Below are 22,736 nucleotides of genomic sequence, written 5' to 3'. Positions count from 1 at the left end.
CATGGCTCCGCCATGGCGCCCTCCTCCGCCTTGCGATGCACGGCACCAGGACCCGCTCCCTGATCCGGCCTGATCCGAACGAAAGACCCTAGCCGCCTCCCGCTGAAGATCCGTTCTCGGGCGAGCGGGATGCGGTGGCCGAGTGCGTTGTCCGGCCGCCGCCAAGAGTCGATCCGTCCGTCACGGCCTCGCGGACCAGGGCGTCGATCGGCACACCGCCCGCGCGCCCGAGGGCCTGGCGAGTTCATGACTATGGCGTCGGATTCAAGTACAGTTTCCGGGATGGACACCACTGCGCCGGAGGAACTCGACGGCGAGAAGGCACCGCCCATGGCGCCCCTGTCGCACCTTCGAGAGCCGCCTACGACGAAGCGCGGAGCACGGACACGGGCCGCTCTGGTGAAGGCCGCGCGAAAGGTGTTCGAACGGGACGGCTACCTCGACACCCGCCTGACCGACATCACCAAAGAGGCTCAATGCGCGGCGGGGTCCTTCTACACCTACTTCGCCAACAAGGAAGAGGTGCTCGCCGCCGTCCTCCTGGAGGCGCAGGAGGACATGATGCACCCCGGCATGGGCCGGGTGCAGGACACCGACGATCCCCACGCGGTACTCGAAGCGAGCAATCGCGCGTATCTCGAGGCTTACAAACGGAATGCGAAGCTGATGGCCCTGCTCGAGCAGGTCGCACAAGTGGAGCCGGAGTTCCGTGAGTTCCGGGGCCGGCGCGCTGACGCGTTCATCCGCCGCAACGCCCGCGGCATCGCCGACCTGCAGGCGCGAGGTGTCGCGGACCGTGAGGTCGATCCGATGACGGCTTCCCGTGCGCTGTCGGGCATGGTCAGTGTCATGGCCTACCACGCCTTCGTGCTGGGCGAACGGCAACAGGAAGGTACGCCGGTGGACTTCGAGCAGCTCGTGTCCACGGTCACCCGGCTCTGGGCGAACGCCCTGCGCTTCCCCGGCCACCGCTGATTCGGCAGTCGCACACGGGCGAAGCCTGTCGCTCACGGCCGTTCGACGACCTTGTGCCGTCGCCGACCGTTCGGACAGGGAGCCGTCATCGGGACAGCCCTCAGCGCGGACGTGTCTGGATCGGCCCCGAAACGGTGAGCCGCCGGTTCGGGGCCCTCGCCGTCGACTTCGCCGGGACGCCGGCCCTCGACCGGGTCGGACCCGGCGGATCCGACCCACTCGGTACGGGACCAGGAGGGCCGCAGGCGGGTCCGGCACCCAGCGCTGGGGCGCCGGCCGGCCAGGAGTGAGGTGCCGTGTCGTCCCAGCCGCACACCGGGCGGGTCAGCCGGGCGGTGCCGACAGATGGACCAGGATGCCGCACACCTCGTCCACGATCTCCCGGGCCTCCGACTCGTCCCCGCAGTCGCCCAGCTCGCGCGCCGCCCCTCCGATGACAGTGGTCAGCACGCTCACCCGGACCCGGCCGGCGCGCTGCCCCTCGTCCACCTCCAGCAGCCGGGCATTGCGCCGTACCCATGCGCGGTCCCACTGACGCCGCAGCGCGTCGAAGCCCGCGGGGCCATCGTCCCCCACGAGGAGTCTGCCGAGCCTCCGGTTGTCCCAGGTGCCCTCCAGGTACGCCCTGGCTCCCGCCACGAACAGGACAAGGGGGTCGTCCACACCTCGGCTGCGTTCGGCGGCCAGGGTAGCCGCGGTGCAGCGCTCCTGCTCTTCCCGGAACTCCTCCCACAGAGCGAGATAAAGCCCTCGCTTTCCGCCGTAGTGCTGGAAGAGGCTGCCCACCGGGATACCGGAGCGCGCCGCGATCTCGGTGAGACCGGCGTCGGTGTAACCGCGCTCGGTGAACACCTCCAGCGCGGCGTTCAGCAGTGCACGCCGGACCGTCCGGTTCTGCCCGACGTGCCCCTGCGGCAGGCCCACGTCCTCCTGCCCGTCCGGCAGCTGATGCGCCGTCCCGGTCCCGGCGGACTCCATGATGCCGCTCACTGGCAATCCCCACCTTCCCCGGCCCCGTCGCGTATGGCGAGGGCGACCAGCAGTTCCAGGAGGTCGGCGATCCGGCGCGGATTGCGGCCGGTGCGTTCCTGGATCCGGCGCAACCGGTAGTGCGCCGTGTTGTGATGAACCCGCAGCCGGTCGGCGGCCAGCCGCAGATTGAGGTCCGCCTCCACGAAGGCCCGTATCGTGGCGGCCAGTGTGTCGCCGCGTCTGCGGTCCTCCTCCAGCAGCACACGTACGCGGGGATCGACCAGCTGGCGGGCGAGGTCGTCGGCGCGCAGCGCCAGGTAGTCGAACGGGGACAGTCGCGGCAGCGCCGCCACTCCGCCCCCGCTCGGCACCAGGTCGAGGGCGGCCCGCGCCTCCTGGTGTGCGCGCGGCAGTTCGGCCGCGCCCCGGGCGACCGTGCTGATGCCCATGGACAGCATGGTCCCCTCCCGCGCGAGCCGTCGTTGCACGGCCTCGAAATGGGCGCATATGTCCTCTGCGTTCATGCCGGCCCGCACCACGGGCACGGCCACCACCTCACCATGGCGCACGACGACCAGGGTCCGGCCGGCCCAGGGTCCGGCGACGCCGATCGACGCACTGGTGGCATAACCGTTCTCGGCCGTGGTGAGGTCCCCGGTGCGCGTGTCGCCGACACACACCGCCACCACCGCCATCATCGGCGAGCGCGGTCCGATGCCGTACGCCTGCGCCGCGGCGAACAGCGGACCGCGCGTCGGTGCCACGCCGGCCAGGAGCTGGTCCAGGAGATCCCGGCGCTCCCGATCCGCGTCCGCCACCACGTGCTGCTGGTACTCGACGTATGCCTGCGCGGCATGGGTGCTGGCGTAGTCGACGTACCGCATCAGTGGGGTGACCAGGGACAGCGCGGCCTGCTGGGCCTCGGCGGACGTGCCCGCGCAGTCCAGCAGCGCGTCCCACAGCACCTGCCTGCCGACCCGGAAGGCACTGATCCAGTCCTCCAGGGCGAAACCCGCACGTGCTCGGCGCATCGCTGCCGCACGGCTGAAAACCAGGTCCTCGGGAGCCATGTCGCGGTCGCCCGCCAACGCCCCCAACTGCATCCGGTAGTGCTCGAGCACCTGCTCCCGTACGTCGTCGAAGAATCGTTCGTCCTGCAGTGCGTACGACGGGATCTCCGCGCGCATCACATCGACGGCGGTGTCCGCCACCTCCTCGACCCGGTCGTGGACGGTGTGCAGGATCCGCCGCCGCTCCCGGCGGAGCGGTTCGGAGAGCTGGGGAGCGCCCGGAGCAGGGCAGCGAGGCATGGTGCCGATCGTCGCCGTCCGGCTGGTGCTCCGTCAACAGGCCCGGCGTGAGACATCTCCCGGCGCCTGTGCGCGGCGCACAGTCCGGAGACCGGGAAGTTGGGTGCTCACACCCAATGTGCGCGTGGAACGCAGCCACCTACTGTGACGCTCTCCCACCCCCCCAGCACGTCGGAAAGGGCGTAACCAATGCTCGCGGTCGACGGTATCACCGTGCGCTTCGGCGGGATCACGGCACTGGACGGTGTCGCGTTCACCGTCGAGCCGGGCACCGCCGTGGGGCTCATCGGGCCGAACGGAGCCGGCAAGACCACCTTGTTCAACTGCCTCACCAGGCGCTGCACTCCCGACGAGGGAGACGTGCGGTTCGAGGAAGAGGATCTGCTGGCCCTCCCTCCGCACGCCGTCGCAGGGCGCGGCATCGCCCGCACCTTCCAGAACCTGGGCCTGTTCCCCCGGCTCACGGTCCGGGAGAACGTCATGGTCGGCGCCCACAGCCGGGGGCGCACCGGACATCTCGCCGCGGCGCTCCGGCTGCCCCGCGTCCGGCGGGAGGAGAGGGAGCTACGTGACCAGGCGGACGACTTGCTACGGCGGCTCGGTCTGGCGGACATCGCCGACCATCTCGCGTGCGGGCTGCCGTTCGGCACGCTCAAACGCGTCGAACTCGCCCGGGCCCTCGCCGTACGGCCCCGGCTGCTGTTGCTCGACGAACCCGTCAACGGGCTCAGCCACGGCGAGGTCGGCCAATTCGCGGATCTGGTCCGGTCGGTGCGCGAGGAGTTCGACCTCACGCTCGTGGTGGTCGAACACCACATGGGGTTCGTGATGGGCCTGTGCGACAAGGTGGTCTGCCTCGACTTCGGCCGCAAGATCGCCGAGGGCTCACCGGAGGAGATCCAGCGCGACCCCGCGGTCGTCGAGGCGTACCTGGGGGTGGCCGCATGAGCGAGCCCACCACCGACCGTACCGAGGCCGAGGCCGAGGCGGGTGCGGAGCCGGACCACCTCAAGGTCGCCGGCCTGCACGCCGGATACGGCCAGGCCCGCGTGCTGCAGGGCCTCGACTTCCGCGTCGCCCGCGGTGAGGTGTGCGCGATCCTCGGACCCAACGGCGCGGGCAAGACGACGACGCTGCGGGCGCTGAGCGGCATGGTCCGCGGCCGCGGCTCGGTCACCTTGAACGGCACGGAACTGCTGGGCCGCTCGCCCGAGCAGGCGGCCCGGCTCGGCGTGGCGCATGTGCCCGAGGGCCGGGGTACCTTCAACGACCTGACCGTCGAGGAGAACCTGCGCATCGGCGCCCATCTGCGCACCGGCCCCCGGCGGCGGGGCCGCGCCGAGCGTGCGGCCGTCGCGGCCGACCTGGAACGGATCTACGGCTACTTCCCCGGACTGCGCCGGCGGTCGCGTCAGGCCGCCGGCAGCCTCAGCGGCGGGGAACAGCAGATGCTCGCCATCGGCAGGGCACTGATGCTGCGGCCCTCGCTGCTGCTCCTCGACGAGCCGTCCCTCGGGCTCGCGCCGCTGGTCACCCGTGAGCTGTTCGGCATCGTCCGTGCCGTCAACGAGGAGGAACGCACCACCGTGGTCGTCGTCGAACAGAACGCCCAGCTGGCGCTGGACATCGCGCACCGGGCCCACGTACTGGAGGCCGGCCGTCTGGTGCTGTCCGGACCGGCTCGACAGATGCGCGAGGACGGCCAGGTCGCCGAGGTGTACCTCGGTGTCTCCGTCCTCTCCCGGAAGGCCGGGTGAGCGCCGTGACCGATCTTCTCCAGCAAGTGGTGGAAGGACTGGGCTCCGGGGCGGTGTACGCCAGCCTGGCGCTGGCCCTGGTGCTGATATACCGGTTCACGGGGATCGTCAACTTCGCGCAGGGCGAGCTGGCCATGCTCTCGACGTACGTCGCCTGGCAGCTGGTGGCGTCCGGGATGCCGTTCTGGCTGGCGCTGCCGGTCACTCTCGCGGTGTCCTTCGCCGGCGGCATGCTCGTCGAGCGGATCGTCATCCGGCCCGTGCAGGGGGCACCCGAGCTGACGGTGGTCATCGTCACGGTCGGCCTGTTCATCTTCGTCAACGCGCTGGCCGGCCTGATCTGGTCGTTCACCGTACGGGACTTCCCGCAGCCCTTCCCGGACGGCGGGCTCGACCTGGCCGGGGTGAGCGTGGACTGGTCGACGCTCGGGATCATCGGTGTGGTGGCCGTCGTGATGGGGCTGCTGTACCTGCTGTTCCAGCGCACCTCCGTCGGCCTGGTGATGCGGGCGGTCGCCTGCAACCCGGCCTCCGCCCGGCTGTCGGGCATCCGGGTGGGCCGGGTGCTGATGTTCGGCTGGGGGCTGGCCGCGACGGTCGGCGCGGTGTCGGGCGTGCTCGTCGCCCCGGTGTTGTTCCTGGAGCCCAACATGATGGGCGGGGTACTGATCTACGCCTTCGCCGCGGCCACCCTCGGGGGCTTCGACAGCCCGGTCGGTGCGGTCGTCGGCGGCCTGTTCGTGGGCGTCACCGAGACCCTGACCGGGGCGTACGTGGACGTGATCGGTGCCGATCTGAAGGTGGGTGTTCCCCTGGTGATCATTCTGGCGGTGCTCCTGGTGCGGCCCCAGGGCCTGTTCGGACGAGCGGCGGTGGAACGCGCATGAGCACGATCACCACAGCACTCGGCACGGACCGCGCACGGCGGCTGCGGGCCGCGCTCACCCTGCTGCTCGCGACGGCAGTGGCCGTCGGCGCCCCGTTCTACTTCGCCCCCTTCCAGGTCTTCCAGCTGACCATGGTGCTCCTGTACGCCGTGGCGCTGGCCGGCCTGAACCTGCTGGTCGGCTTCGGCGGGCAGATCTCGCTCGGGCACGGCGCGTTCTTCGCGGCGGGGGCCTACGCGACGGCGGTCATGCTCGACCGGTACGACACCGGTCACCTGGCCACGCTGCCGGTCGCGGCCGCCGGATGCTTCCTGCTCGGCCTCGGGTTCGGAGTGCCGGCCCTGCGGCTGCGCGGACTGTACCTGGCGCTGGTGACCCTCTCGTTCGCGGTGTTCCTGCCGCCCCTGCTCAAGCGGCTCGAACCGGTGACGGGTGGCTCCATGGGACTGACCGTGGACAAGCTGCGGCCGCCCGCGTGGAGCGGGATGGCGGAGGACCAGTGGATGTACTTCGTCGTCCTCGCCGTCACCGCGGTGGCTCTGCTGCTCGCCCGCAACCTGCTGCGGTCCCGGGTGGGCCGGGCCCTGCTCGCCGTGCGGGACAACGAGAGCGCCGCCGAGGTCATGGGCGTGCGGTTGTCGCTGCACAAGACCCTCGCCTTCGCGTGGAGCGCCCTGTTCGCGGGTGTCGCCGGGTGTCTGTACACCTGGGTGATCGGCTTCGTCTCGCCCGACTCCTTCAGCTTCGTGCTGTCCATCACCCTGCTGGCCGGCCTGGTGGTAGGGGGGCTCGCCTCGCTGTACGGCCCCCTGCTGGGCGGGGCGTTCGTGATGTACGTGCCGAGCGTCTCCCAGGACGTCAGCGAGGCGGCACCGGGAGTCGTGTTCGGCCTGCTGATCATCACGGTGATGCTCGTGGCCCCGACGGGCCTGGCGGGGCTGCCGGGCCGTGCCCTGGGCGCGATCGCCCGTCGCCCGCCCGGCACCGCCGCCCTCGGCCGGACGCCGGAGGCCGGATCCCCGCCCGACGCGCGACCGGAGTCCCGGCCCGCATCCGAACGCTCGGCGACCCTCCCCCCTGCGGACCTCTCAGTCGTCGAGGCCGAACCCGTGGGCGCACCGCCCCGCACGGAAAAGGAATGAGTCACATGCGCAAGACGACCGCTCTGCGGGCGGCCGCGGCCGCGACCGCCGCCCTGCTCACCGCGACCGCCTGCAGCAGCCGGCGAGGACAGGACCACCAGGACACCGCCGCCGCCGGCGCCTGCAAGGGCCAGCAGACCACCGGCATCACCGACAGGAGCATCAAGCTGGGTGGGATCTACCCGCTGTCGGGACCTGCCTCCGCGTACGGCACGATCAGCAAGGGCGTGGCCGCCTACTTCGAGTACGTCAACGGCAAGGGCGGCATAGACGGCCGCAAGGTGCGGTTCATCGTCCGTGACGACGGATACCAGCCGCCGAAGGCGGTCGAGGAGGCACGCAGACTCGTAGAGCAGGACAAGGTCTTCGCCGTGTTCCAGACCTTGGGCACCCCGTCCACGGCAGCCGTGTGGGACTACCTCGACAAGCAGAAGGTGCCGCAGCCCTTCGTCGCCACCGGTGCCTCCGTCTGGGGCACGGACGACAAGCATCCCTGGACCATCGGGTGGCAGCCCAACTACGTGGCCGAGGCCCGGGTGTACGCCAAGTACCTCAAGGACGAGCGGCACAAGGCCAGGGTCGCGGTCCTCTACCAGAACGACGACTTCGGCAAGGACCTGCTCGGCGGGTTCAAGAAGGCGGTTGCCGGCAGCGGCATCAAGGTGGTCGCCGAGGAGAGCTACGAGGTCACCGACCCGTCCGTGTCGGCACAGATGGCGAGCCTCGCCCGCTCCCGGGCGGACGTGCTGCTGGACGCCACCACCCCCAAGTTCGGCAGCCAGGCCCTGGCCGCCGATGCCAGGAACACCAAGTGGAACCCGCTGCACATCGTGAACAACGTGGCCTCGTCCGCCGCCGTGCTCCGGCCCGTCGGTTTCAAGAACGTGCAGGGCGTGGTCTCGGCGACCTACTTCAAGGACCCCGCCGACCCACAGTGGGCGAACGACCCCGAGATCAGGATCTACAAGAACGCCATGCACAGGTACGCGCCCGACGCCGACCCGGCCGACCAGTTCAACGCCTACGGCTGGGCCGTCGCCTCCAGCCTGCACAAGGCCCTGGACGCGATGAAGTGCCCGACCAGGGAAGGGCTGCGGGACGCGGTGCGCAGCCTGAAGGACGTGAAGGTGGGACTGCTGCTGCCCGGTGTCACCATGTCCACGGGCCACGGTGACGCCTTCCCGCTCGAGACGATGCAGCTGATGCGGTTCAAGGGCGAGCGGTGGCAGCTCTTCGGCAAGCCGGTGGACACCCGCAAGGAGTTCGGCCCGCTGGCCAAGTGAGCCGGCGGGGGCGGTCCCGGTCGATGCCCTGACCCCTGGGGACCGCCCCCGCTCCGCGGAGCGGACAGCCGCCACCGGCTCAGACGGCGTTCAGCCCTCCGTCCACCACCAGGCTCTGCCCGGTGATGTAGGAGGCGCGGTCGGAGAGCAGGAAGGCGACGGCTTCGGCCACTTCCCAGGCGGTGCCCTGGCGTCCGAGCGGTATGCGGGTGAACGAGGCGGAACGCGACGCGCGCCGGGTCGAGGCCTCCCGGCCCATCGGGGTGTCGATCAGGCCCGGGACGACCGTGTTGGCGCGGATCCCGCGCGGCGCGCCCTCCTTGGCCACGTGCCGGGTGAGACCGAACAGGCCCGCCTTGGAGCTGTCGTAGGCGGGTGAGTCGGTGGCGGCACGCAGCCCGGCCACGGAACCGACGAAGACGATCGATCCCCCGTCGGCGATCGCCGGCAACCCGTACTTGGCGGCGAGGAAGGGGGCGGTCAGGTTGAGCGAGAGCACGCGTTCCCACTGCTGCGGTGAGGTGTCCGCCAGTCCCGCGCCGAGGCCGATGCCGACGTTGACCACTATCGCGTCGAGGGCGCCGAGCTCGCGGAGGGACTCGGCGACCATGGCCGAGGACTGGCCGGGATCGGTGGCATCACCGACCACGGGCAGACCACGGGCCCCCTCCTCACCGACCAGGGCGGCGGTGGCCGCCGCGGCGGAGCGGGAGACATCGGCGCAGGCCACGGAGGCTCCTTCGCGGGCGGCGAGCACGGCCACCGCCCGCCCGTTGCCCACCGGGGCCTTCGGATCGTCGCTGGGACGGGTGCCCGCGCCGATGACCAGTACGTTCCGGCCGGTCAGGAGGCCGACCGCCCGGGTCGCGGGGTGCCGGGGCTCAGGCATCGCCGTGTGCCCCTTCCGCCGCGTCCGCGCCGGTCCCGGGGGGCGGGGGCAGGGTTTCCGTTTCGAAGCCGGGCTCGAGCCGGGTGCCGGCGGAGTTCAGGAAGAAGGCGACCATGTGGTACTGACCGACAAGCATGGTGATCTCGATCAGTTGTGCCTCGTCGTGGTCAGCGGCGAGCGCGGACCAGGTGGCGGCGGACAGGCGTGCGTCCCGGTGCAGTTCGTCGGCGGCACGGAGCAGACGGGCGTCGGCCGACGTCCACCCCTGGGCGTCGGGATCCGCGCCCATCCGCCGGATCTCCTCGTCGGTGACTCCGGCTGCCCTGGCCAGCGGTACGTGCCGCCCCCATTCGTAGCCGGCCCGGGTGTTGCACGCGGTGCGCAGGATCAGCAGTTCCCGGGTCCGGTCCGGCAGACGGCCGTCGCGCAGCAGGTGGCTGCCGAACGGCAGGAAGTGCCGGAAGAGGCCGGGGTGCCGCACCAAGGTGGTGAAGATGTCGGCGAGGCGGCCGTCGGCGTCCCGGGGAACCGGGGCGAGCAACTCCCGGGTGGACGGGTCCCAGCCGTCCTCGGGCAGTGGCGCGAGGCGCGGGCCGGCGTCGGCGGTGACGCGGTCGGGTCGGTGATGGTGTTCGTCGGTCATGGCGGTCTCCGCACTGCTCGTCAGGCTGGATCGGTGGCACGTCGGCGGGTCTGGGGCGGTGCCGGTCGGCGCCTCGTCAGGTGCGTCGATGCGGGCGCCTTCCGCCGCCGTGCCACTGTGCTTCCGGCGGCGGCGGGTTGTCGACGGCTCCTCGGCCAAGGCCGCAGGTCGGCATATTGTTCAAGTGCACAACGGCTGGTGCCACAGGGGCGGAGGTGAGGTTCATGCCCGGGCAGTCGGACGCGACGGCGTCCCTCGAACGGGTCATCGCCGCGATGGCCGCGAAGCAGCGGCAGGTGGGCGGGCGGTTGCACGCGGATCTGACGGACCACGTCCCGTCCTACCGCGCGGTCCCGCGGGAACTCCTCGTCCAGATCTGGCACCGGCACCTCCAGCGGGCCCTCGCGGTGGTGCGCGAGGGGACGGTGCCCGCGCCGGAGGACTTCGACGAAGCCGCGGTGGCCCGCGACCGGGCCGCCCGGGGGGTGCCGCTCGGCGACGGGCTCCGCGCCTACCGCCGGGCGTCGAGCGCGATACGGGATCTGTTCATCACCGAGGCGACCGAGCGCAGGCTGGACCCCGGCCTCGTCGTCGACCGCACCAAGTGCCTGTGGGAGCTCGCGGACGTCGCGAGCCTGCAGTTCGCTGCCGTCCACCGGCAGGCGGAGGTCGACTCCGCCCTGTTCGACGCACGCCGCCGCGCCGACTTCCTGCGTGGACTGCTCCACGGGACGCTGAGCACGGTGGAGATCCACAGCGGTGCGGCGATCTACGGACTGGACCCGTCACGGCCGTACCGAGCCATCAGAGCTGTTGCGGACGGCGACGTCGGCCCTGACGCGCTGGAACGCCGTCTGGGGTCCCGCGGTCGCAGCAACGGCCGAGGCCCGTTGCTGACCGTGCTGGACGAGGCTGTCGCCGGAGTCGTCGAGGCCAAGCCGGAGACCGGTGGCCTGGAGGTGACGGCGGGGCTCGGCCCGCCGACGGACCTGGCCGCGGCGCACCGCTCCTTCCGCGCCGCCGGCAGGCTGCTGGAAGCGGCCCGTGCGTACGGTCTGCGCGGCGTGTACGACCTGAGCGACCTGTCCTGGCGGGTGGCGGTCGTCACCGAACCGGAACTCGCCGAGTTGCTGCTCGACCGCTATCTGCGCCCACTGGAGGCGGAGGGGGAGTTCGGTGCGCTCATCGAGCAGTCGGTGCGGGAATACCTGGCGGGGGGACGGCACGTCCGCGAAGTCGCCCGCAGCGCGCACGTCCATGTCAACACCGTCCGCTATCGGCTGCGCCGTTTCGAGGAGCTGACCGGCACCAGCCTGGACGCTCCGGACACCGCGGTGGAGCTCAGCTGGGCCCTGGCGGCACGCGAACTCGGGACACATCCACGAGGTCCGGCATGAGCGGGCCGCCGCGCCTGCCGTCATCCCCCATGTCCGCCACGCCGTGTCACGCGGCGGGCGGGACGGCGGGCCTCCACCGGGTTCAAATGACTCACATGGCATCAGCGGTCGGCCCGCACGGGGAACATCCAGCCACCGCCCGGACGCCGCCCTGCCGGTCACCGGCCGCGGCCGGGACGGACGGCAGAACATCGGTGACCGAGTGCAAGGTGGTGTCCGGCGGTGGAGGAGCGGGTGAAGGAGTCCAGCGGAAGCGACGGTGATCCGTTCGCCCTGCACGTCGCCGCCCTGGCGGTGCTCGACGACCACGGAGTCGTGGCCGGATGGAACCGGCGGGCCGAGGAACTGCTCGGCTATCCGGACACTGCTGTGATCGGTCGTCCGGCGTATGAGGTCCTTGTCGATCCTCGCGACCTGCCGGCTGTCACGGAGGCCGCGGCGAGCTGCAGGCGAGTCGGCGGCTGGTTCGGCGTGCTCACCTTGCGGCACCGTGACGGGCGGCTCGTGGAGACGGGGCTGAGGGCCCATGCCATCTCACGGGACGACGGGGTCCGCGAGTGGATCCTCGCCGGGGCACTCGCGGTGGACGTCCTGGAATGGCAGCAGGACCGGGCGGTTCTCGACGGGTTGTACCGCCGGTGCCCGATCGGCCTGGTCGTCCACGGCCCCGACCTGACCCTGCTCCGGGTCAACCGGGCCATCGAACGCTTCACCGGCGTCCCCGCAGCAGTCTTCCAGGGGCTGCCCACCGGCTGCTTCCTGGTCCCCGACGACGCACGCAAGGCCGTGGACCGGGTGCGCCGGGCGATGGAGACCGGAAGACCGTTGGTCTACTCCGAGCAGTTCGTCCGTCTGGAGCGGGATCCGGCTCAAGAGCGGGTGGCGATGGTCTCGTCCTTCCGGATGGAGGACCCCTCCGGCCGCATCCTGGGGGTGGCCGAGATGATCGAGGACATCACCGAACGCCACCGGGCCCAGCGTCGGCTCGCGCTCCTCGACCAGGCCGGCAGCCGTATCGGAACCACCCTCGACGTGGCGGAGACCGCCCGGGAGCTAGCCGAGGTGATGGTGCCTCACCTCGCCGACCATGCGTCAGTCGACCTGCTTCAGCCGGTGACGCGGGGTGAGGAACCGCTGCGGGACCTGGCAGGGCCCGTGGTCCGGGTGGGGGCCTGCAACGTCGGTGCCCAGCAACCCGGCCCGCCCCATCCCCAGGGCGAACCGGTGGAGTTCGGGTCCGACACACCCCAGGCCAGATGCCTGGCCGAAGGGCGGCCCGTCCTGGAAGCGGTTCTCGCGCCCGACTGGTTCTCGACGGAAGGCCGCCAGGGGTCCCACGCTCCGGACCTGGGCGTCCACTCGCTGATCGCGGTGCCCCTTGCCGCGCGTGGCCTGGTGCTGGGCGTGATGACCTTGTGGCGTTCGCGCCGCCCCGATCCCTTCGAGGCGGACGATCTCACCCTCGCCCAGGAACTCGCCTCGCGGGCCGCCGTCGCCATCGACAACGCCCGGCGCTTCTCCCAGCAGCAGCAGACCGCGTTCACCTTGCAGAGCAGCCTGCTGCCCCGGGCGGTTCCGGACCAGTCGGCCGTCGAGGTGGCCCTGCGGTACCTGCCGGCCAGTGCGTCCCCCGGCGTGGGCGGTGACTGGTTCGATGTCATTCCGCTGTCCGGGTGCCGGGTCGCCCTCGTCGTCGGCGACGTGGTGGGACGCGGCATCCATGCCGCCGCCACCATGGGCCGGCTGCGCACCGCCGTACATACGCTCGCCAGCCTCGACCTGGAACCGGACGAGGTCCTCTCCCGCCTGGACGACCTGGTCGATCTGCTGGCGGTCGAACAGGAGGCGGTGGGCGGACGCCCCGTGGGGGAACAGGTCGTCGGTGCCACCTGCCTGTACGCCGTGTACGACCCGGTCTCCCGGCGCTGCTCCGTGGCCCGCGCAGGTCACCCGCCGCCGGTGGTGACCGCTCCGGACGGACGGGCGGCTCCGCTCGACCTGCCCGCCGGCCCACCGCTCGGCCTGGGCGGACTGCCGTTCGAGGCCCGGGAGATCGAACTGCCCGAGGGAAGCCTGCTGTGCCTCTACACCAACGGAGTCATCGGCGAACGCCACATCGATGCCGACGTCGGCCTGACCAGGCTGTGCGCAGCGCTCTCCCGCCCCGCGGACGCCCTGGAACGAACATGCCAAGCGGTGGTCGACTCGCTCGTGCCCTCGCGCCCCAGTGACGACGTCGCTCTGCTGATCGCCCGTACCCGGATGCTGTCACCGGACGACGTCGCCTCCTGGCACCTGCCGCCGGAGCCCGCCAGCGCCGCCCGGGCCCGGGCATTGACCTCGGCCAAGCTGACCGAATGGGGTCTGGAGCACCTGGCCTTCACCACCGAGTTGATCGTCAGCGAACTGATCACCAATGTCTACCGGTACGCCGGCGGCCCTGCGACCCTGCGGCTGATCCGTGACCGGTCCCTGGTGTGCGAGGTCAGCGACACCAGCCACACCTCGCCACACCTGCGCCGCGCCCGCACCACCGACGAGGGCGGGCGCGGCCTGTTCCTGGTGGCCCAGATGGCCGAACGCTGGGGTACCCGTTACCACCGTGAGGGCAAGACCGTGTGGACCGAACAATCACTGGCCGGCACACGCATCTGACCGCCCGGGTCGCCTCCGGGGAAACATCCGAAGAGTCGTGATGCAGCCCGGGTCGATGTCATGAGGGCGTGTGACGTCGGCGCATGACTGCCATGGAGCGGCCGTGCGGCGGGACCATCCCTGGCGGACCGCAGCGGTGGCACAGCGGCCGCTGCAGTCCGCCCCGTCGCCGTCCTCACTCGGCCGCGGCGAGCAGCCGTGCCTCGCTCTCCTCGTACAGCCGCCGGTTCTCGCGGCTCTCGGCGGCGCGGCGCCGGTGGTCGAGACGGCTGCCCAGCCAGCCCGCCAGATAGCCGAACGGGATGGAGACCAGGCCGGTGGACTGCATGGGGAACCAGTCGAAGTCCGCGTCCGGGAAGACGGCGGACGGCGTGCCCGAGACGGCCCTGGAGAAGATCATCAGCACCAGCGCGCAGGCCGCGCCCCCGTAGAGGCTGGCGAGCAGTCCGGTGCGCGTGAATCCTCGCCAGAACAGGGAGTAGGTCAACGCGGGGGCAACGGCCGATGCCCCGATGCAGATGGCCAGCGTGGTCAGTACGGCGACGTCCCAGTTCTGGACCAGGGCGGAGAGCAGGATGGCAACGGTCCCCACCGCCACGCACGCCCACCCGGCCACTGTCATCTCCGTGCGCGGCGCCGCCCGTTCCCGCCGCAGGCAATGGGCGAACAGGTCGTGGGCGAGCGACGAGGCCGCCGCCAGAGTCATCCCCGCGACCGAGGACAGCAGGGTGATGAACACCGTGCCCGCCATGGCCGCGTAGAGAACCGTCGTGCCCGCGGAGCCGGCGGCGCCGAGCACCCGGGACAGCATGAGCACCGACGTCCTTCCGTGGGGGTCGGTCGCGGTGATGTACTGGGATCCCACCAGAGCCGCCGCGCCCGTACCCATGATGATCACCGTGAGGCAGAACGTGGTGACCGTGCCGACCGCCCATGACATGGAGCGGCGCACGGCGGGCGCGTCCCGCGCGGAGTACAGCCGCATCGTGATGTGCGGCAGGCAGGCCGCGCCGAGGACAACGGTGATCTGAAGGCCGGCGAAGTCCAGCTGTTGAGCTGCCGAGGTGCCCAGTTGGAGGCCCTGCTGGAGGAAGGCCGGGCCCGTTCCGCTGCCGCGCTCGGCGGCCCGGAGCACCTCTCCCAGGCTCCAGTCGAAGCGGTTGAGGACCAGGGCGGCGACGGTGACGCTGGTGCCGAGCAGGAGCACGATCTTGATCATCTGGATGAGCGCGGTGCCCCGCATCCCGCCGATCGCGGCGTAGATGATCATCAGGCTGCCGATGAGGACGATGCATGTCGTCCTGGCGCCGGTCTCGTGCGGCATGCCCAGGATGAAGGTGAGCAGCGACCCGGCCCCGGAGAGCTGGACGACCAGGAAGGGCAGGGTCGCCGAGAGCGTGACCACGCACGAGGCGATGCGGACGGCCCGCCCGGGCATGTTGCGGGCCAGGACGTCGCCCATGGTGAAGCTGCCGGCGTTGCGCAGCGGCTCGGCCAGCAGGAACATCAGCAGCACGAGTGACAGGGCGGTGCTGACCGCCAGGACGTAACCGTCGTATCCGGCGAGCGCGATGATGCCGGTGGTGCTCAGCACCGTGGCCGCGGAGATGTAGTCGCCCGCGATCGCCAGGCCGTTCTTCAGGGGCGTGAGCGAGAGGTAGCCGGTGTAGAAGTTCGTCAGGTCGTCGCGGTCCGGTCCGGCCATCACACACAGCAGCAGCGTGAGCGTCACCAGGGTGCTGAACAGGACCAGGACGATCGCCTGCGTCCCTGAGCCGAAGTCGTTCATCTCGCCACCCCGGCGTCCCGGCTCGGACGGACCGTTCGCTCCCTGACGGCCTGCGCCAGAAAGTCCACGGAGTGCTGTGCGCTGCGGCCGTACCAGAGCACGGCCGCGAAGGTGACGACGAGCTGGAGGATCCCCAGGCCCATTCCCAGACTCAGCTCCCCGGCGATCCTGGAAGCCATCAGGTCCCGCGCACAGCAGGACAGCACCACGTACACCACGAAGGAGCCGAGCGCGGTGAGCGTGGAGACCCGGCGGAGCACTCGGTAGGCCGAGCGGAGGGCGGCGAGGTCGGCACCGTGCGGATGGGGATCGTGCGCGTGCGGTGGGCGCCAGGGCGTCTGCCCGTACGGGTCGTACGAAGGGGGGTCGTATCCGTACGAGTTGTCCTGCGGGACGTCGTGTCCGTACGGCTCCTGCGGGGGCGCCCATGGGTCCCGCCCGTACGACGCGCGCCGCGGGGTGTGGCCACGGGGCCGGGACGGCGGCTGCGGCCATTCCGGCGATGCGGGCGGTGGGTACCGGTTGTCGTCGGGGAGCGTCATCGCTTGGCCTTCCGGTGCGGCTCGGATCCGTGGGAGGTGGCGGTGGAGCATCGGTGTGGCGGCGCACGATACCGACTGGTTGGAATGCCTGATAAGCCTGCCGAGAGTCACGTTTTCAGCTCGATGCGGCATCCGGCCGACGGCGGCCCGTGACCCCCGACTGCCGGACTGCAGGAGGTTCCGTACTCGCGCCGGGCGTGCGGCGACCGGCTGACCGGCAACGACGGTGGCAGGGGCGGCGCGCCGGGCCCCGCAGGGACCGGATCCTCGGCGTGCTCGGCGACGGGGGGCACTGCCCGCCGACCGGAATCAAATAGGTGTCCGATTCTCAGCCCTCGGTGCGCTATGCCCTTATTGCGTGGATATTCTATGAGGTGTGATCCAGTCCGGATGGCCACGTCTCCTCGGCAGCTACGGCCGGGGAAGCTTTGTGCGGCTCTCGCCGGTCATCCTGACCGTCGTCATCGCCAGCCTGGCGTACGCCACACCCCCGCAAATGGCCTTCAGTCGCCTCCTGCCCGCGGCGCCGGCCCTCGCCGCCGCGATGTGGCCGGTGCTCCCCACCGTCCTGCTGGGAACGGTCTGTCTTCTCCTGATGATCGGCCTCAGCCTCGTCTTCCCCGGCCTGGGGACGTGGTGGACCGCTGGGGGGATCATCGCGGTCACCGTGGCGGCCGCGTACGGGAGTCACATCCGGCTCCAGCGGGAGCGGACCCTCTTCCAGGTACGGCTCGTCGCCGACGCGGCGCAGCAGGTGGTGCTCAGCCCCCTGCCGCGCCGCTTCGGGAGCGTCGAGATCGAGTCGCTGTATCTCGCGGCCGCGGCGGAGGCCCGTATCGGCGGGGACTTCTACGAGGTGGTCGACACGCGATGGGGGGTCAGACTGCTCATCGGTGATGTACGGGGCAAGGGCCTGCCGGCTGTGGGAGCGGCCGCGGCGATCGTCAACGCCTTCCGGGAGGCGGCCCACGGCGAGGCTGACATGGTCAGCGTCGCGCGCCGGATGGACGCCGGCAGCACCCGGTACAACGCCTCGTTCCCCCCCGAGGGGCCGATGGAGCGCTTCGCCACCGCCCTTCTCGTCGAGATCCCGCACGAAGGCAGGCATATCGAGATCCTCAACTGCGGACACCCCCCGCCGCTGTTTTTGAACCACGGGGAAGTCCGTGCCCTCGAGCCCACCACCCCCTCGCCGCTGCTCAACCTCGCGGAGCTGATCGGCGACCACTACACCGTCGACACCTTCGACTTCGCCCCCGGCGACCTGCTGCTTCTCTATACCGACGGGGTCGCCGAGGCCCGCGCCCACGACGGTGAGTTCTTCCCGCTCACGGCCTGGCTGCGCGGACAGCCCCCGGCGGCGCCCCACGAGCTGCTCACGGCTCTCCATCGCGACCTCCTCCACTACAGCAGGGGACGCCTCGACGACGACATCGCCGCCCTCGCCGTGCGCCTGTGCGAAACGCCGCAGCAGTGAACCGCCGCCACGCTCGGGGTCCGGGGGCCGGACGCCGTCAGTGCTGAGGCGTTCCCGGCGCCGGGCGGGCGTCGTCGCGCCGTTCGCCGACCGGAGCGGTCACCGTGGGACGGGCGTCACCGCCGCTCGCGCCCAGACCCGCGAGCAGGCGCAGTCCGTCCTCGGCGGGGCTGCCGGGGGCCGCGGACAGGACCAGCAGCTCCATGCCCGAGCCGTCCGGTAGCGCGAAGTTCTCCTGGTGCAGTTCCAGCAGTCCGATCAGCGGGTGCGCGTAGGCCTTGCGTCCATGTGTGCGGGCGCGCACGTCCGCGCGGGCCCAGAGGCGGCGGAAGCGCTCGCTGCCCATCGCCAGCTCGCCGATGAGCGAGGCCAGGCCGGGGTCCTCGGGATATTTGCCGGCGGCCAGGCGCAGGTGCCCGACCACGTCGAGAGTGCAGCTGTCCCAGTCCGCGTAGAGGCCGCGCTCGGCCTCCTCGAGAAAGATGTGGCGGGCGGTGTTCAGGCCCGGCATCGGCCGGCCGTAGAGGAGTCCGGCGAGGCGGTTCCCGGCGAGCACGTCCAGGCGGTGGTTCATGATCAGCGCGGGTGCGTCGGCCACCAGACCGAGGACGCGCTGCAGTTCCGGCCGGACCCGCCCGCCCGGCGCCTTCACGCTGCGACGGCGCTGCCGGGCGAGCCGGTGGAGATGCCCGCGTCCGGTCTCGTCGAGTGCGAGGACGCGGGCGAGCGCGTCGAGCACCTGCTCGGAGGGCTGGGTCGCGCGGCCCTGCTCCAGGCGTACGTAGTAGTCGACGCTGACTCCGGACAGGTGCGCGACCTCTTCGCGGCGCAGCCCTTCGACCCGGCGGCGGCTGTCGACGGGAATGCCGACGGCCACCGGGTCGACCCGGGAACGCCGGGTCCGCAGAAAGCACGCAAGATCGTCCATGCCCTCAGTATGGCCTCGGTGACGCCCGTGAAGGTGGTCCTGCCATTACCAGGAAGTCCCGTCCGACGGAAGAGGAGCCCCTGAACGCCGGGCGCCGCGGCGCCCAGGATCGAGGGCAGCCGATCCGAAGGAGTTCCCATGAAGACGCTGATCGTCCACGCCCACCCGGAGCCGAAGTCGCTCAACAGCTCGCTGAAGGACCTCGCGGTGTCCACATTGGAGAGCGCCGGGCACGAGGTACGGGTCAGTGATCTGTACGCGATGCGCTGGAAGGCGGTCGTGGACGCCGCGGACTACGGCCCCGAGGCCTCGAGTCCGCTGAAGGTGGCCCTGGACTCGGGCCGGGCCTTCGACGCCGGAACGCTTGCCCCGGACGTCCTCGCCGAGCAGGAGAAGCTGCTGTGGGCCGACACGATCGTCTTCCAGTTCCCGCTGTGGTGGTACACGATGCCCGCGATCCTCAAAGGCTGGGTGGACCGGGTGTTCACCTACCACTTCGCGTACGGCGTCGGCGAGCACAGCGACACCAGGTACGGCGAGCGCTTCGGCGAAGGCACCCTCGCGGGCAGGAAGGCCCTGCTGTCGGTGACCGCGGGCGGTCCGGAGTCGCACTACGCCGCTCGCGGGATCAACGGCCCCATCGACGACCTGCTGTTCCCGATCCACCACGGCATCCTCTACTACCCGGGCATCGAGGTCCTGCCGCCGTTCGTGCTGTACGGCGCCGACCGGATGACCGGCGAGGACTTCCAGGACGCCGCCAAGGCTTGGGAGCAGCGCCTGCTCACCCTGGAGTCGACCGAGCCGATCGCGTTCCGGCGGCAGAACTTCGGCGACTACGAGATTCCCTCGCTGCACCTGAAGGAGGGACTGGAGCCCGCGGGACGTACGGGTTTCGGGCTGCACGTACGCGGCTGACCGCGGCGAGAGCCGACCCGCTGCCACACCACTGACTCCGCGCCCTGTCCGGCTTCGCCGGCGCCGACATGATCAGAACCGCGCCGATGCGGCGGAAGTGGTGTCACGTCACCGGCCCCGACCTCCGCGGCGTCGGGTCGTAGGCGGCGTCGGCGGCGATGTCCCGAAGGCGCCGCGCCGCGGTGAGCAGTTCCCGGTGGGTGGTGTAGAGCGCGTTGAAGCCGAAGCGCAGCAGGTCGGGGGCGCGCATGTCAGCGATCACGCCGTGGTCGGCGAGCGCGCGCGTCAGGGCGTGGGCGTGGGGGTGGCGCAGGGAGACCTGGCTGCCGCGGCGGTCGGGGTCGGACGGGGTGACGGAGGTGAAGCCGAAGGGGGTGAGGAGTTCTTCGGCGCAGCACAGGAAGAATCCGCTCAGGGACAGGCTCTTGGCGCGGACCTCGGCGAGGTCCACGCCGTCGAAGGCGGTCAGGGCCGCCTCGAGGGCGAGCAGGGACAGGATCGGGGGAGTGCCGATACGGGCCCGGGCGATGCCGGAGGCGGGTACGTAGTCCCGGCTCAGGCCGAAGGGGTCGGCGTGTCCGTTCCAGCCCGGCAGCGGGGTGCGCAGCTCCCGGTGGTGGCGGCGCGCCACGTACAGGTAGGCCGGGGCTCCGGGGCCTCCGGAGAGGAACTTGTAGCCGCAGCCGACGGCGAGATCCACACCGAGGGCGTCGAGTTCGACCGGCAGGGCCCCGGCCGCGTGGCACAGGTCCCAGAGGACCAGCGCGCCGGCGTGGTGGGCGGCCCGCGTCAAGGCCCGCATGTCGTACAGCTCGCCGGTGCGGAAGTCGACGGGCGAGTAACTGACGACGGCCACCCGGTCTCCCTCGGCCCGCAGGAAGCGGGGCAGGTCGGCCGGTGACACCCACCGTACGTCCAGGCCGCGGCGTGCGGCGGCGGCGTCGGCCACGTAGCGGTCGGTGGGGAAGTGGCCGGGGTCGGTGACCAGCAGGGCACGGCCCGGCCGGAGCGAGGCGGCCGCGTCGAGGGCGGTGTAGAGCTGCACGCTGGTGGAGTCACCCGCCACGGTCTGGCCCGGCGCGGCCCCGATGAGCGCGCCGATGGCGTCGCCCACCCGCAGGGGCGCCTCCCACCAGCCGTTGTCGTTCCAGGAGCCGATCAGGTCGGTACCCCACTGCCGGGTCACGACGTCGGTGAGGACCGGTGGGACGGCGGCGGGCAGCGGGCCGAGGGAGTTGCCGTCGAGGTAGACGACGTCCGGGGGGAGCAGGAAGCGGTCACGCAGGTGAGCCAGGGCGTCGTCGGCGTCGAGGCGTGCGGCGCGCTCGGCGAGCCCGGGGAGGGGAGTCGGCGCCGTGGGTGCCGTCGGGGTGATGGTCATCGGTGCGCGGACTCCTCGGGTGTCGGCTCGGAGCGCTGGGCCGGGAAGGAGGCGGACATCTCCCGAAGGGTGTCGGCGACGGCGCGGGCGCCGGGGGCACCCGGTTCGATGAGGGTGTAGTGGCCGGTGCCGGGCAGGACGACCGTGGTGAGGTCGCGGTGCACGGCCGCGTAGTCGGTGAACTGGGTGAGGGGGACCTCCTCGTCGGCGGCGCCGTGCAGCAGCACGGTGGGCACCCCGGTCGTGCCGGCGCCGCGCAGCAGGGCCAGGGGGTCGACCTCGGGCAGGCGCTCCTCGAAGTGATCGGCTCCGCCGAGGAGTTGCAGCGCGGCGCCGTTGCTGAGGTCGTCGCGGCGGGTGGCGGCGAGGTCGGTGAGGGGGGCCAGGGCGAGCACGCTGGTCGGCAGGGTGCGGGTGTGCCAGCGCGAGCCGGCCGGCAGCAGGCCGCGTGCGGCGCACCACAGTGCCAGGTGGCCGCCCGAGCAGTGGCCCGCCAGGACGTACGGCCGCCCCTGCGGGAGGGTGTCGACGATCCGGGCGACGTCGTCGAAAGTCTCCGGATAGCCGCCCGCGCCTCCGGAACGGCGGAAGCCGGGCAGCAGGACGTCGAAGCCCTGCCGGTTGAGGTAGGCGGCGAAGGGGGTCAGGTGCATGCGGTCGTAGCGCCAGTAGCCGCCGTGCAGCAGGATCACCAGCGGGGCGCCGGGGTCGTCCGAGGGCCAGGCGTCGTAGACCTGGTGGGGGTGGTCGCCGTACCGGCCGTGCACCGGTGCCAGGACCGGCCTCAGGCTCAGTACCCGCTTCTCCTCTTCGGCCGCGAAGGCGGAGATGACCCTGGGTTCTCTCGTCCGGGTCACGCCGGGCTCGCGGGTCTGGTCCGAACGAGAGACCCTAGATGTCACCGCGCACCTCCCACAGTTCGGGGAAGACCGGGCGGGCGGCGCGCTTCTCCAGCCAGGCCAGGCCCGCGGAGCCGGCGCTGCCGGATTTCGCGCCCATGGCGCGGCGCACGACCAGGACGTGTTCGAACCGCCAGCGGGTGATGAGCTCGGCGATGTCGGTGAGCAGTTCGCCCAGGGCCAGGTGCGGGTGGTGCTGCGGGCCGGCGTAGATCTCCCGCCATACCGCCACCACCGCGGGGTCGCAGGTGTAGGGAGCGGTCATGTCCCGCTCGCGGATGCGCAGCGGGACGTGCAGGCCCTGGCGGTGCAGGAAGGCCAGCACCTCGTCGTACAGGGAGGGTTCGCGGTAGGTCTCGCCGAGTGCCTCGTGGACGGCCCTGTCGCCCCGGTGCGCGCGCAGCAGCCCGGCGGACTTGTCACCGAGGAGGAACTCCATGTGCCGGTACATCGCCGACTGGAATCCCGACGCCTTGCCGAACGCGGCCCTGAAGCCGTTGAACTGCGCGGGTGTCAGCGCGGCGATGGGCGCCCAGGCGCCGTTGAGCGCCGTCAGGGCCCGGCGGCTGCGGGTGAGGGCGTCCATGGCCGCGCGCAGGTCGTCCTTGGCGAAGGCCACCCGTGCGATGCGCCACTCGTGCACGATCAGGGTGAACCACAGCTCCATCACCTGGGTGGTGACGAGGAAGCCCATCTCGTCCGGCGCGTCGGTGAGCGGGTGCTGCATGGAGTTGAGGACGGAGGCGTGCACGTAGTTGTCGTAGGGGCTCGCGCCGGTGAACGGCTGGGTCAGGGCGTCTTCCGTGATCGGCTCGGCGAGAGCGGTCGTGCGGTCGTTCATCGCATCTCCTGTGCTGCGGCCGTGAGTCGGGACGGCCACGTGAGGGTGCCG

General features: G+C 71.5%; 20 protein-coding genes. 10 read left to right on the top strand and 10 right to left on the bottom strand.

Annotation, left to right across the window (positions count from 1 at the left end; all coding sequences use genetic code 11):
• Positions 1 to 282 precede the first annotated feature (282 nt).
• A complete protein-coding gene (locus ACF1BE_RS30190) occupies positions 283 to 975 on the top strand; it encodes a TetR/AcrR family transcriptional regulator (RefSeq protein WP_392202174.1) in 693 nt (230 codons plus the stop codon).
• 324 nt (positions 976 to 1,299) lie between these two features.
• Here the strand turns inward: ACF1BE_RS30190 and ACF1BE_RS30185 are convergent, their stop codons facing one another.
• A complete protein-coding gene (locus ACF1BE_RS30185; protein ID WP_392202173.1) occupies positions 1,300 to 1,965 on the bottom strand; it encodes a TetR/AcrR family transcriptional regulator in 666 nt (221 codons plus the stop codon).
• Entirely contained in the window at positions 1,962 to 3,257 is a 1,296-nt protein-coding gene (locus tag ACF1BE_RS30180; RefSeq protein WP_392202172.1) for a PucR family transcriptional regulator, read from the bottom strand. Before ACF1BE_RS30180 ends, ACF1BE_RS30185 begins: the two co-directional genes overlap by 4 nt.
• A gap of 189 nt (positions 3,258 to 3,446) precedes the next feature.
• Between ACF1BE_RS30180 and ACF1BE_RS30175 the strand changes: the two genes are divergently transcribed.
• From ACF1BE_RS30175 to ACF1BE_RS30155, 5 genes are read left to right on the top strand one after another with little or no spacing between them, the layout of a single operon-like run.
• Complete coding sequence (locus ACF1BE_RS30175) at positions 3,447 to 4,205, top strand: ABC transporter ATP-binding protein (protein ID WP_392202171.1); 759 nt, start codon at positions 3,447 to 3,449, stop codon at positions 4,203 to 4,205.
• Positions 4,202 to 5,014: an ABC transporter ATP-binding protein gene (locus tag ACF1BE_RS30170; RefSeq protein WP_392202170.1), complete on the top strand. Its 813-nt coding sequence runs from the start codon at positions 4,202 to 4,204 to the stop codon at positions 5,012 to 5,014. Before ACF1BE_RS30175 ends, ACF1BE_RS30170 begins: the two co-directional genes overlap by 4 nt.
• A 5-nt stretch (positions 5,015 to 5,019) precedes the next feature.
• Positions 5,020 to 5,901, top strand: a complete 882-nt coding sequence (locus ACF1BE_RS30165) for a branched-chain amino acid ABC transporter permease (protein WP_392202169.1) — start codon at positions 5,020 to 5,022, stop codon at positions 5,899 to 5,901.
• Positions 5,898 to 7,043 carry a branched-chain amino acid ABC transporter permease gene (locus ACF1BE_RS30160; RefSeq protein WP_392202168.1) on the top strand — a complete coding sequence of 382 codons (1,146 nt, stop codon included), beginning with the start codon at positions 5,898 to 5,900 and terminating at the stop codon, positions 7,041 to 7,043. Before ACF1BE_RS30165 ends, ACF1BE_RS30160 begins: the two co-directional genes overlap by 4 nt.
• A 5-nt stretch (positions 7,044 to 7,048) precedes the next feature.
• The gene (locus tag ACF1BE_RS30155) at positions 7,049 to 8,326 is read left to right on the top strand and encodes an ABC transporter substrate-binding protein (protein ID WP_392202167.1); all 1,278 of its coding nucleotides are present in this window, start codon (positions 7,049 to 7,051) and stop codon (positions 8,324 to 8,326) included.
• A 79-nt stretch (positions 8,327 to 8,405) separates the two neighbouring features.
• Here ACF1BE_RS30155 and ACF1BE_RS30150 read toward each other — a convergent pair whose 3' ends face one another.
• On the bottom strand, positions 8,406 to 9,215 hold the full coding sequence (locus ACF1BE_RS30150; protein ID WP_392202166.1) for an SDR family NAD(P)-dependent oxidoreductase: 810 nt from the start codon (positions 9,213 to 9,215) through the stop codon (positions 8,406 to 8,408).
• Positions 9,208 to 9,858: a carboxymuconolactone decarboxylase family protein gene (locus ACF1BE_RS30145; RefSeq protein ID WP_392202165.1), complete on the bottom strand. Its 651-nt coding sequence runs from the start codon at positions 9,856 to 9,858 to the stop codon at positions 9,208 to 9,210. Before ACF1BE_RS30145 ends, ACF1BE_RS30150 begins: the two co-directional genes overlap by 8 nt.
• Positions 9,859 to 10,082: 224 nt before the next feature.
• Between ACF1BE_RS30145 and ACF1BE_RS30140 the strand changes: the two genes are divergently transcribed.
• Positions 10,083 to 11,255, top strand: a complete 1,173-nt coding sequence (locus ACF1BE_RS30140; RefSeq protein ID WP_392202164.1) for a PucR family transcriptional regulator — start codon at positions 10,083 to 10,085, stop codon at positions 11,253 to 11,255.
• 222 nt (positions 11,256 to 11,477) lie between these two features.
• Positions 11,478 to 13,910: a SpoIIE family protein phosphatase gene (locus tag ACF1BE_RS30135; RefSeq protein WP_392202163.1), complete on the top strand. Its 2,433-nt coding sequence runs from the start codon at positions 11,478 to 11,480 to the stop codon at positions 13,908 to 13,910.
• A 175-nt stretch (positions 13,911 to 14,085) separates the two neighbouring features.
• Here ACF1BE_RS30135 and ACF1BE_RS30130 read toward each other — a convergent pair whose 3' ends face one another.
• Positions 14,086 to 15,699 (bottom strand): cation acetate symporter, encoded by a 1,614-nt coding sequence (locus ACF1BE_RS30130; protein ID WP_392202162.1) that lies wholly within the window; start codon positions 15,697 to 15,699, stop codon positions 14,086 to 14,088.
• A complete protein-coding gene (locus ACF1BE_RS30125) occupies positions 15,696 to 16,241 on the bottom strand; it encodes a DUF485 domain-containing protein (protein WP_392202161.1) in 546 nt (181 codons plus the stop codon). Before ACF1BE_RS30125 ends, ACF1BE_RS30130 begins: the two co-directional genes overlap by 4 nt.
• Before the next feature lie 376 nt (positions 16,242 to 16,617).
• On the opposite strand from ACF1BE_RS30125, the gene ACF1BE_RS30120 reads away from it, so the two are divergent.
• On the top strand, positions 16,618 to 17,718 hold the full coding sequence (locus ACF1BE_RS30120) for a PP2C family protein-serine/threonine phosphatase (protein WP_392202160.1): 1,101 nt from the start codon (positions 16,618 to 16,620) through the stop codon (positions 17,716 to 17,718).
• Positions 17,719 to 17,755: 37 nt separating this feature from the next.
• Here the strand turns inward: ACF1BE_RS30120 and ACF1BE_RS30115 are convergent, their stop codons facing one another.
• The gene (locus tag ACF1BE_RS30115) at positions 17,756 to 18,646 is read right to left on the bottom strand and encodes a helix-turn-helix transcriptional regulator (RefSeq protein ID WP_392202159.1); all 891 of its coding nucleotides are present in this window, start codon (positions 18,644 to 18,646) and stop codon (positions 17,756 to 17,758) included.
• A 138-nt stretch (positions 18,647 to 18,784) separates the two neighbouring features.
• On the opposite strand from ACF1BE_RS30115, the gene ACF1BE_RS30110 reads away from it, so the two are divergent.
• The gene (locus ACF1BE_RS30110) at positions 18,785 to 19,564 is read left to right on the top strand and encodes an NAD(P)H-dependent oxidoreductase (protein ID WP_392202158.1); all 780 of its coding nucleotides are present in this window, start codon (positions 18,785 to 18,787) and stop codon (positions 19,562 to 19,564) included.
• 103 nt (positions 19,565 to 19,667) lie between these two features.
• Here the strand turns inward: ACF1BE_RS30110 and kynU are convergent, their stop codons facing one another.
• The 3 genes from kynU to ACF1BE_RS30095 are packed head-to-tail and all read right to left on the bottom strand — an operon-like array spanning position 19,668 to position 22,685.
• Positions 19,668 to 20,945, bottom strand: a complete 1,278-nt coding sequence (kynU, locus tag ACF1BE_RS30105; protein ID WP_392202157.1) for a kynureninase — start codon at positions 20,943 to 20,945, stop codon at positions 19,668 to 19,670.
• Positions 20,942 to 21,802 (bottom strand): alpha/beta hydrolase family protein, encoded by an 861-nt coding sequence (locus ACF1BE_RS30100; RefSeq protein ID WP_392202156.1) that lies wholly within the window; start codon positions 21,800 to 21,802, stop codon positions 20,942 to 20,944. The genes kynU and ACF1BE_RS30100 overlap by 4 nt, the downstream gene beginning before the upstream one ends.
• A 34-nt stretch (positions 21,803 to 21,836) precedes the next feature.
• The gene (locus ACF1BE_RS30095; protein ID WP_392202155.1) at positions 21,837 to 22,685 is read right to left on the bottom strand and encodes a tryptophan 2,3-dioxygenase; all 849 of its coding nucleotides are present in this window, start codon (positions 22,683 to 22,685) and stop codon (positions 21,837 to 21,839) included.
• Positions 22,686 to 22,736 lie beyond the last annotated feature (51 nt).

Origin of the sequence: Streptomyces sp. NPDC014991 (assembly GCF_043080665.1) — a bacterium.
Classification (GTDB): domain Bacteria; phylum Actinomycetota; class Actinomycetes; order Streptomycetales; family Streptomycetaceae; genus Streptomyces.
This window is presented reverse-complemented; position numbering and strand designations above follow the sequence as displayed.

Bases quoted from the DNA above. Each gene is read 5' to 3' on its own strand.
- ACF1BE_RS30125 (WP_392202161.1), bottom strand. From the start codon at position 16,241: ATGACGCTCCCCGACGACAACCGGTACCCACCGCCCGCATCGCCGGAA.
- ACF1BE_RS30170 (WP_392202170.1), top strand. From the start codon at position 4,202: ATGAGCGAGCCCACCACCGACCGTACCGAGGCCGAGGCCGAGGCGGGT.
- ACF1BE_RS30160 (WP_392202168.1), top strand. From the start codon at position 5,898: ATGAGCACGATCACCACAGCACTCGGCACGGACCGCGCACGGCGGCTG.
- ACF1BE_RS30190 (WP_392202174.1), top strand. From the start codon at position 283: ATGGACACCACTGCGCCGGAGGAACTCGACGGCGAGAAGGCACCGCCC.
- ACF1BE_RS30145 (WP_392202165.1), bottom strand. From the start codon at position 9,858: ATGACCGACGAACACCATCACCGACCCGACCGCGTCACCGCCGACGCC.
- ACF1BE_RS30130 (WP_392202162.1), bottom strand. From the start codon at position 15,699: ATGAACGACTTCGGCTCAGGGACGCAGGCGATCGTCCTGGTCCTGTTC.
- ACF1BE_RS30110 (WP_392202158.1), top strand. From the start codon at position 18,785: ATGAAGACGCTGATCGTCCACGCCCACCCGGAGCCGAAGTCGCTCAAC.
- kynU (WP_392202157.1), bottom strand. From the start codon at position 20,945: ATGACCATCACCCCGACGGCACCCACGGCGCCGACTCCCCTCCCCGGG.
- ACF1BE_RS30180 (WP_392202172.1), bottom strand. From the start codon at position 3,257: ATGCCTCGCTGCCCTGCTCCGGGCGCTCCCCAGCTCTCCGAACCGCTC.
- ACF1BE_RS30155 (WP_392202167.1), top strand. From the start codon at position 7,049: ATGCGCAAGACGACCGCTCTGCGGGCGGCCGCGGCCGCGACCGCCGCC.
- ACF1BE_RS30095 (WP_392202155.1), bottom strand. From the start codon at position 22,685: ATGAACGACCGCACGACCGCTCTCGCCGAGCCGATCACGGAAGACGCC.
- ACF1BE_RS30140 (WP_392202164.1), top strand. From the start codon at position 10,083: ATGCCCGGGCAGTCGGACGCGACGGCGTCCCTCGAACGGGTCATCGCC.
- ACF1BE_RS30175 (WP_392202171.1), top strand. From the start codon at position 3,447: ATGCTCGCGGTCGACGGTATCACCGTGCGCTTCGGCGGGATCACGGCA.
- ACF1BE_RS30150 (WP_392202166.1), bottom strand. From the start codon at position 9,215: ATGCCTGAGCCCCGGCACCCCGCGACCCGGGCGGTCGGCCTCCTGACC.
- ACF1BE_RS30115 (WP_392202159.1), bottom strand. From the start codon at position 18,646: ATGGACGATCTTGCGTGCTTTCTGCGGACCCGGCGTTCCCGGGTCGAC.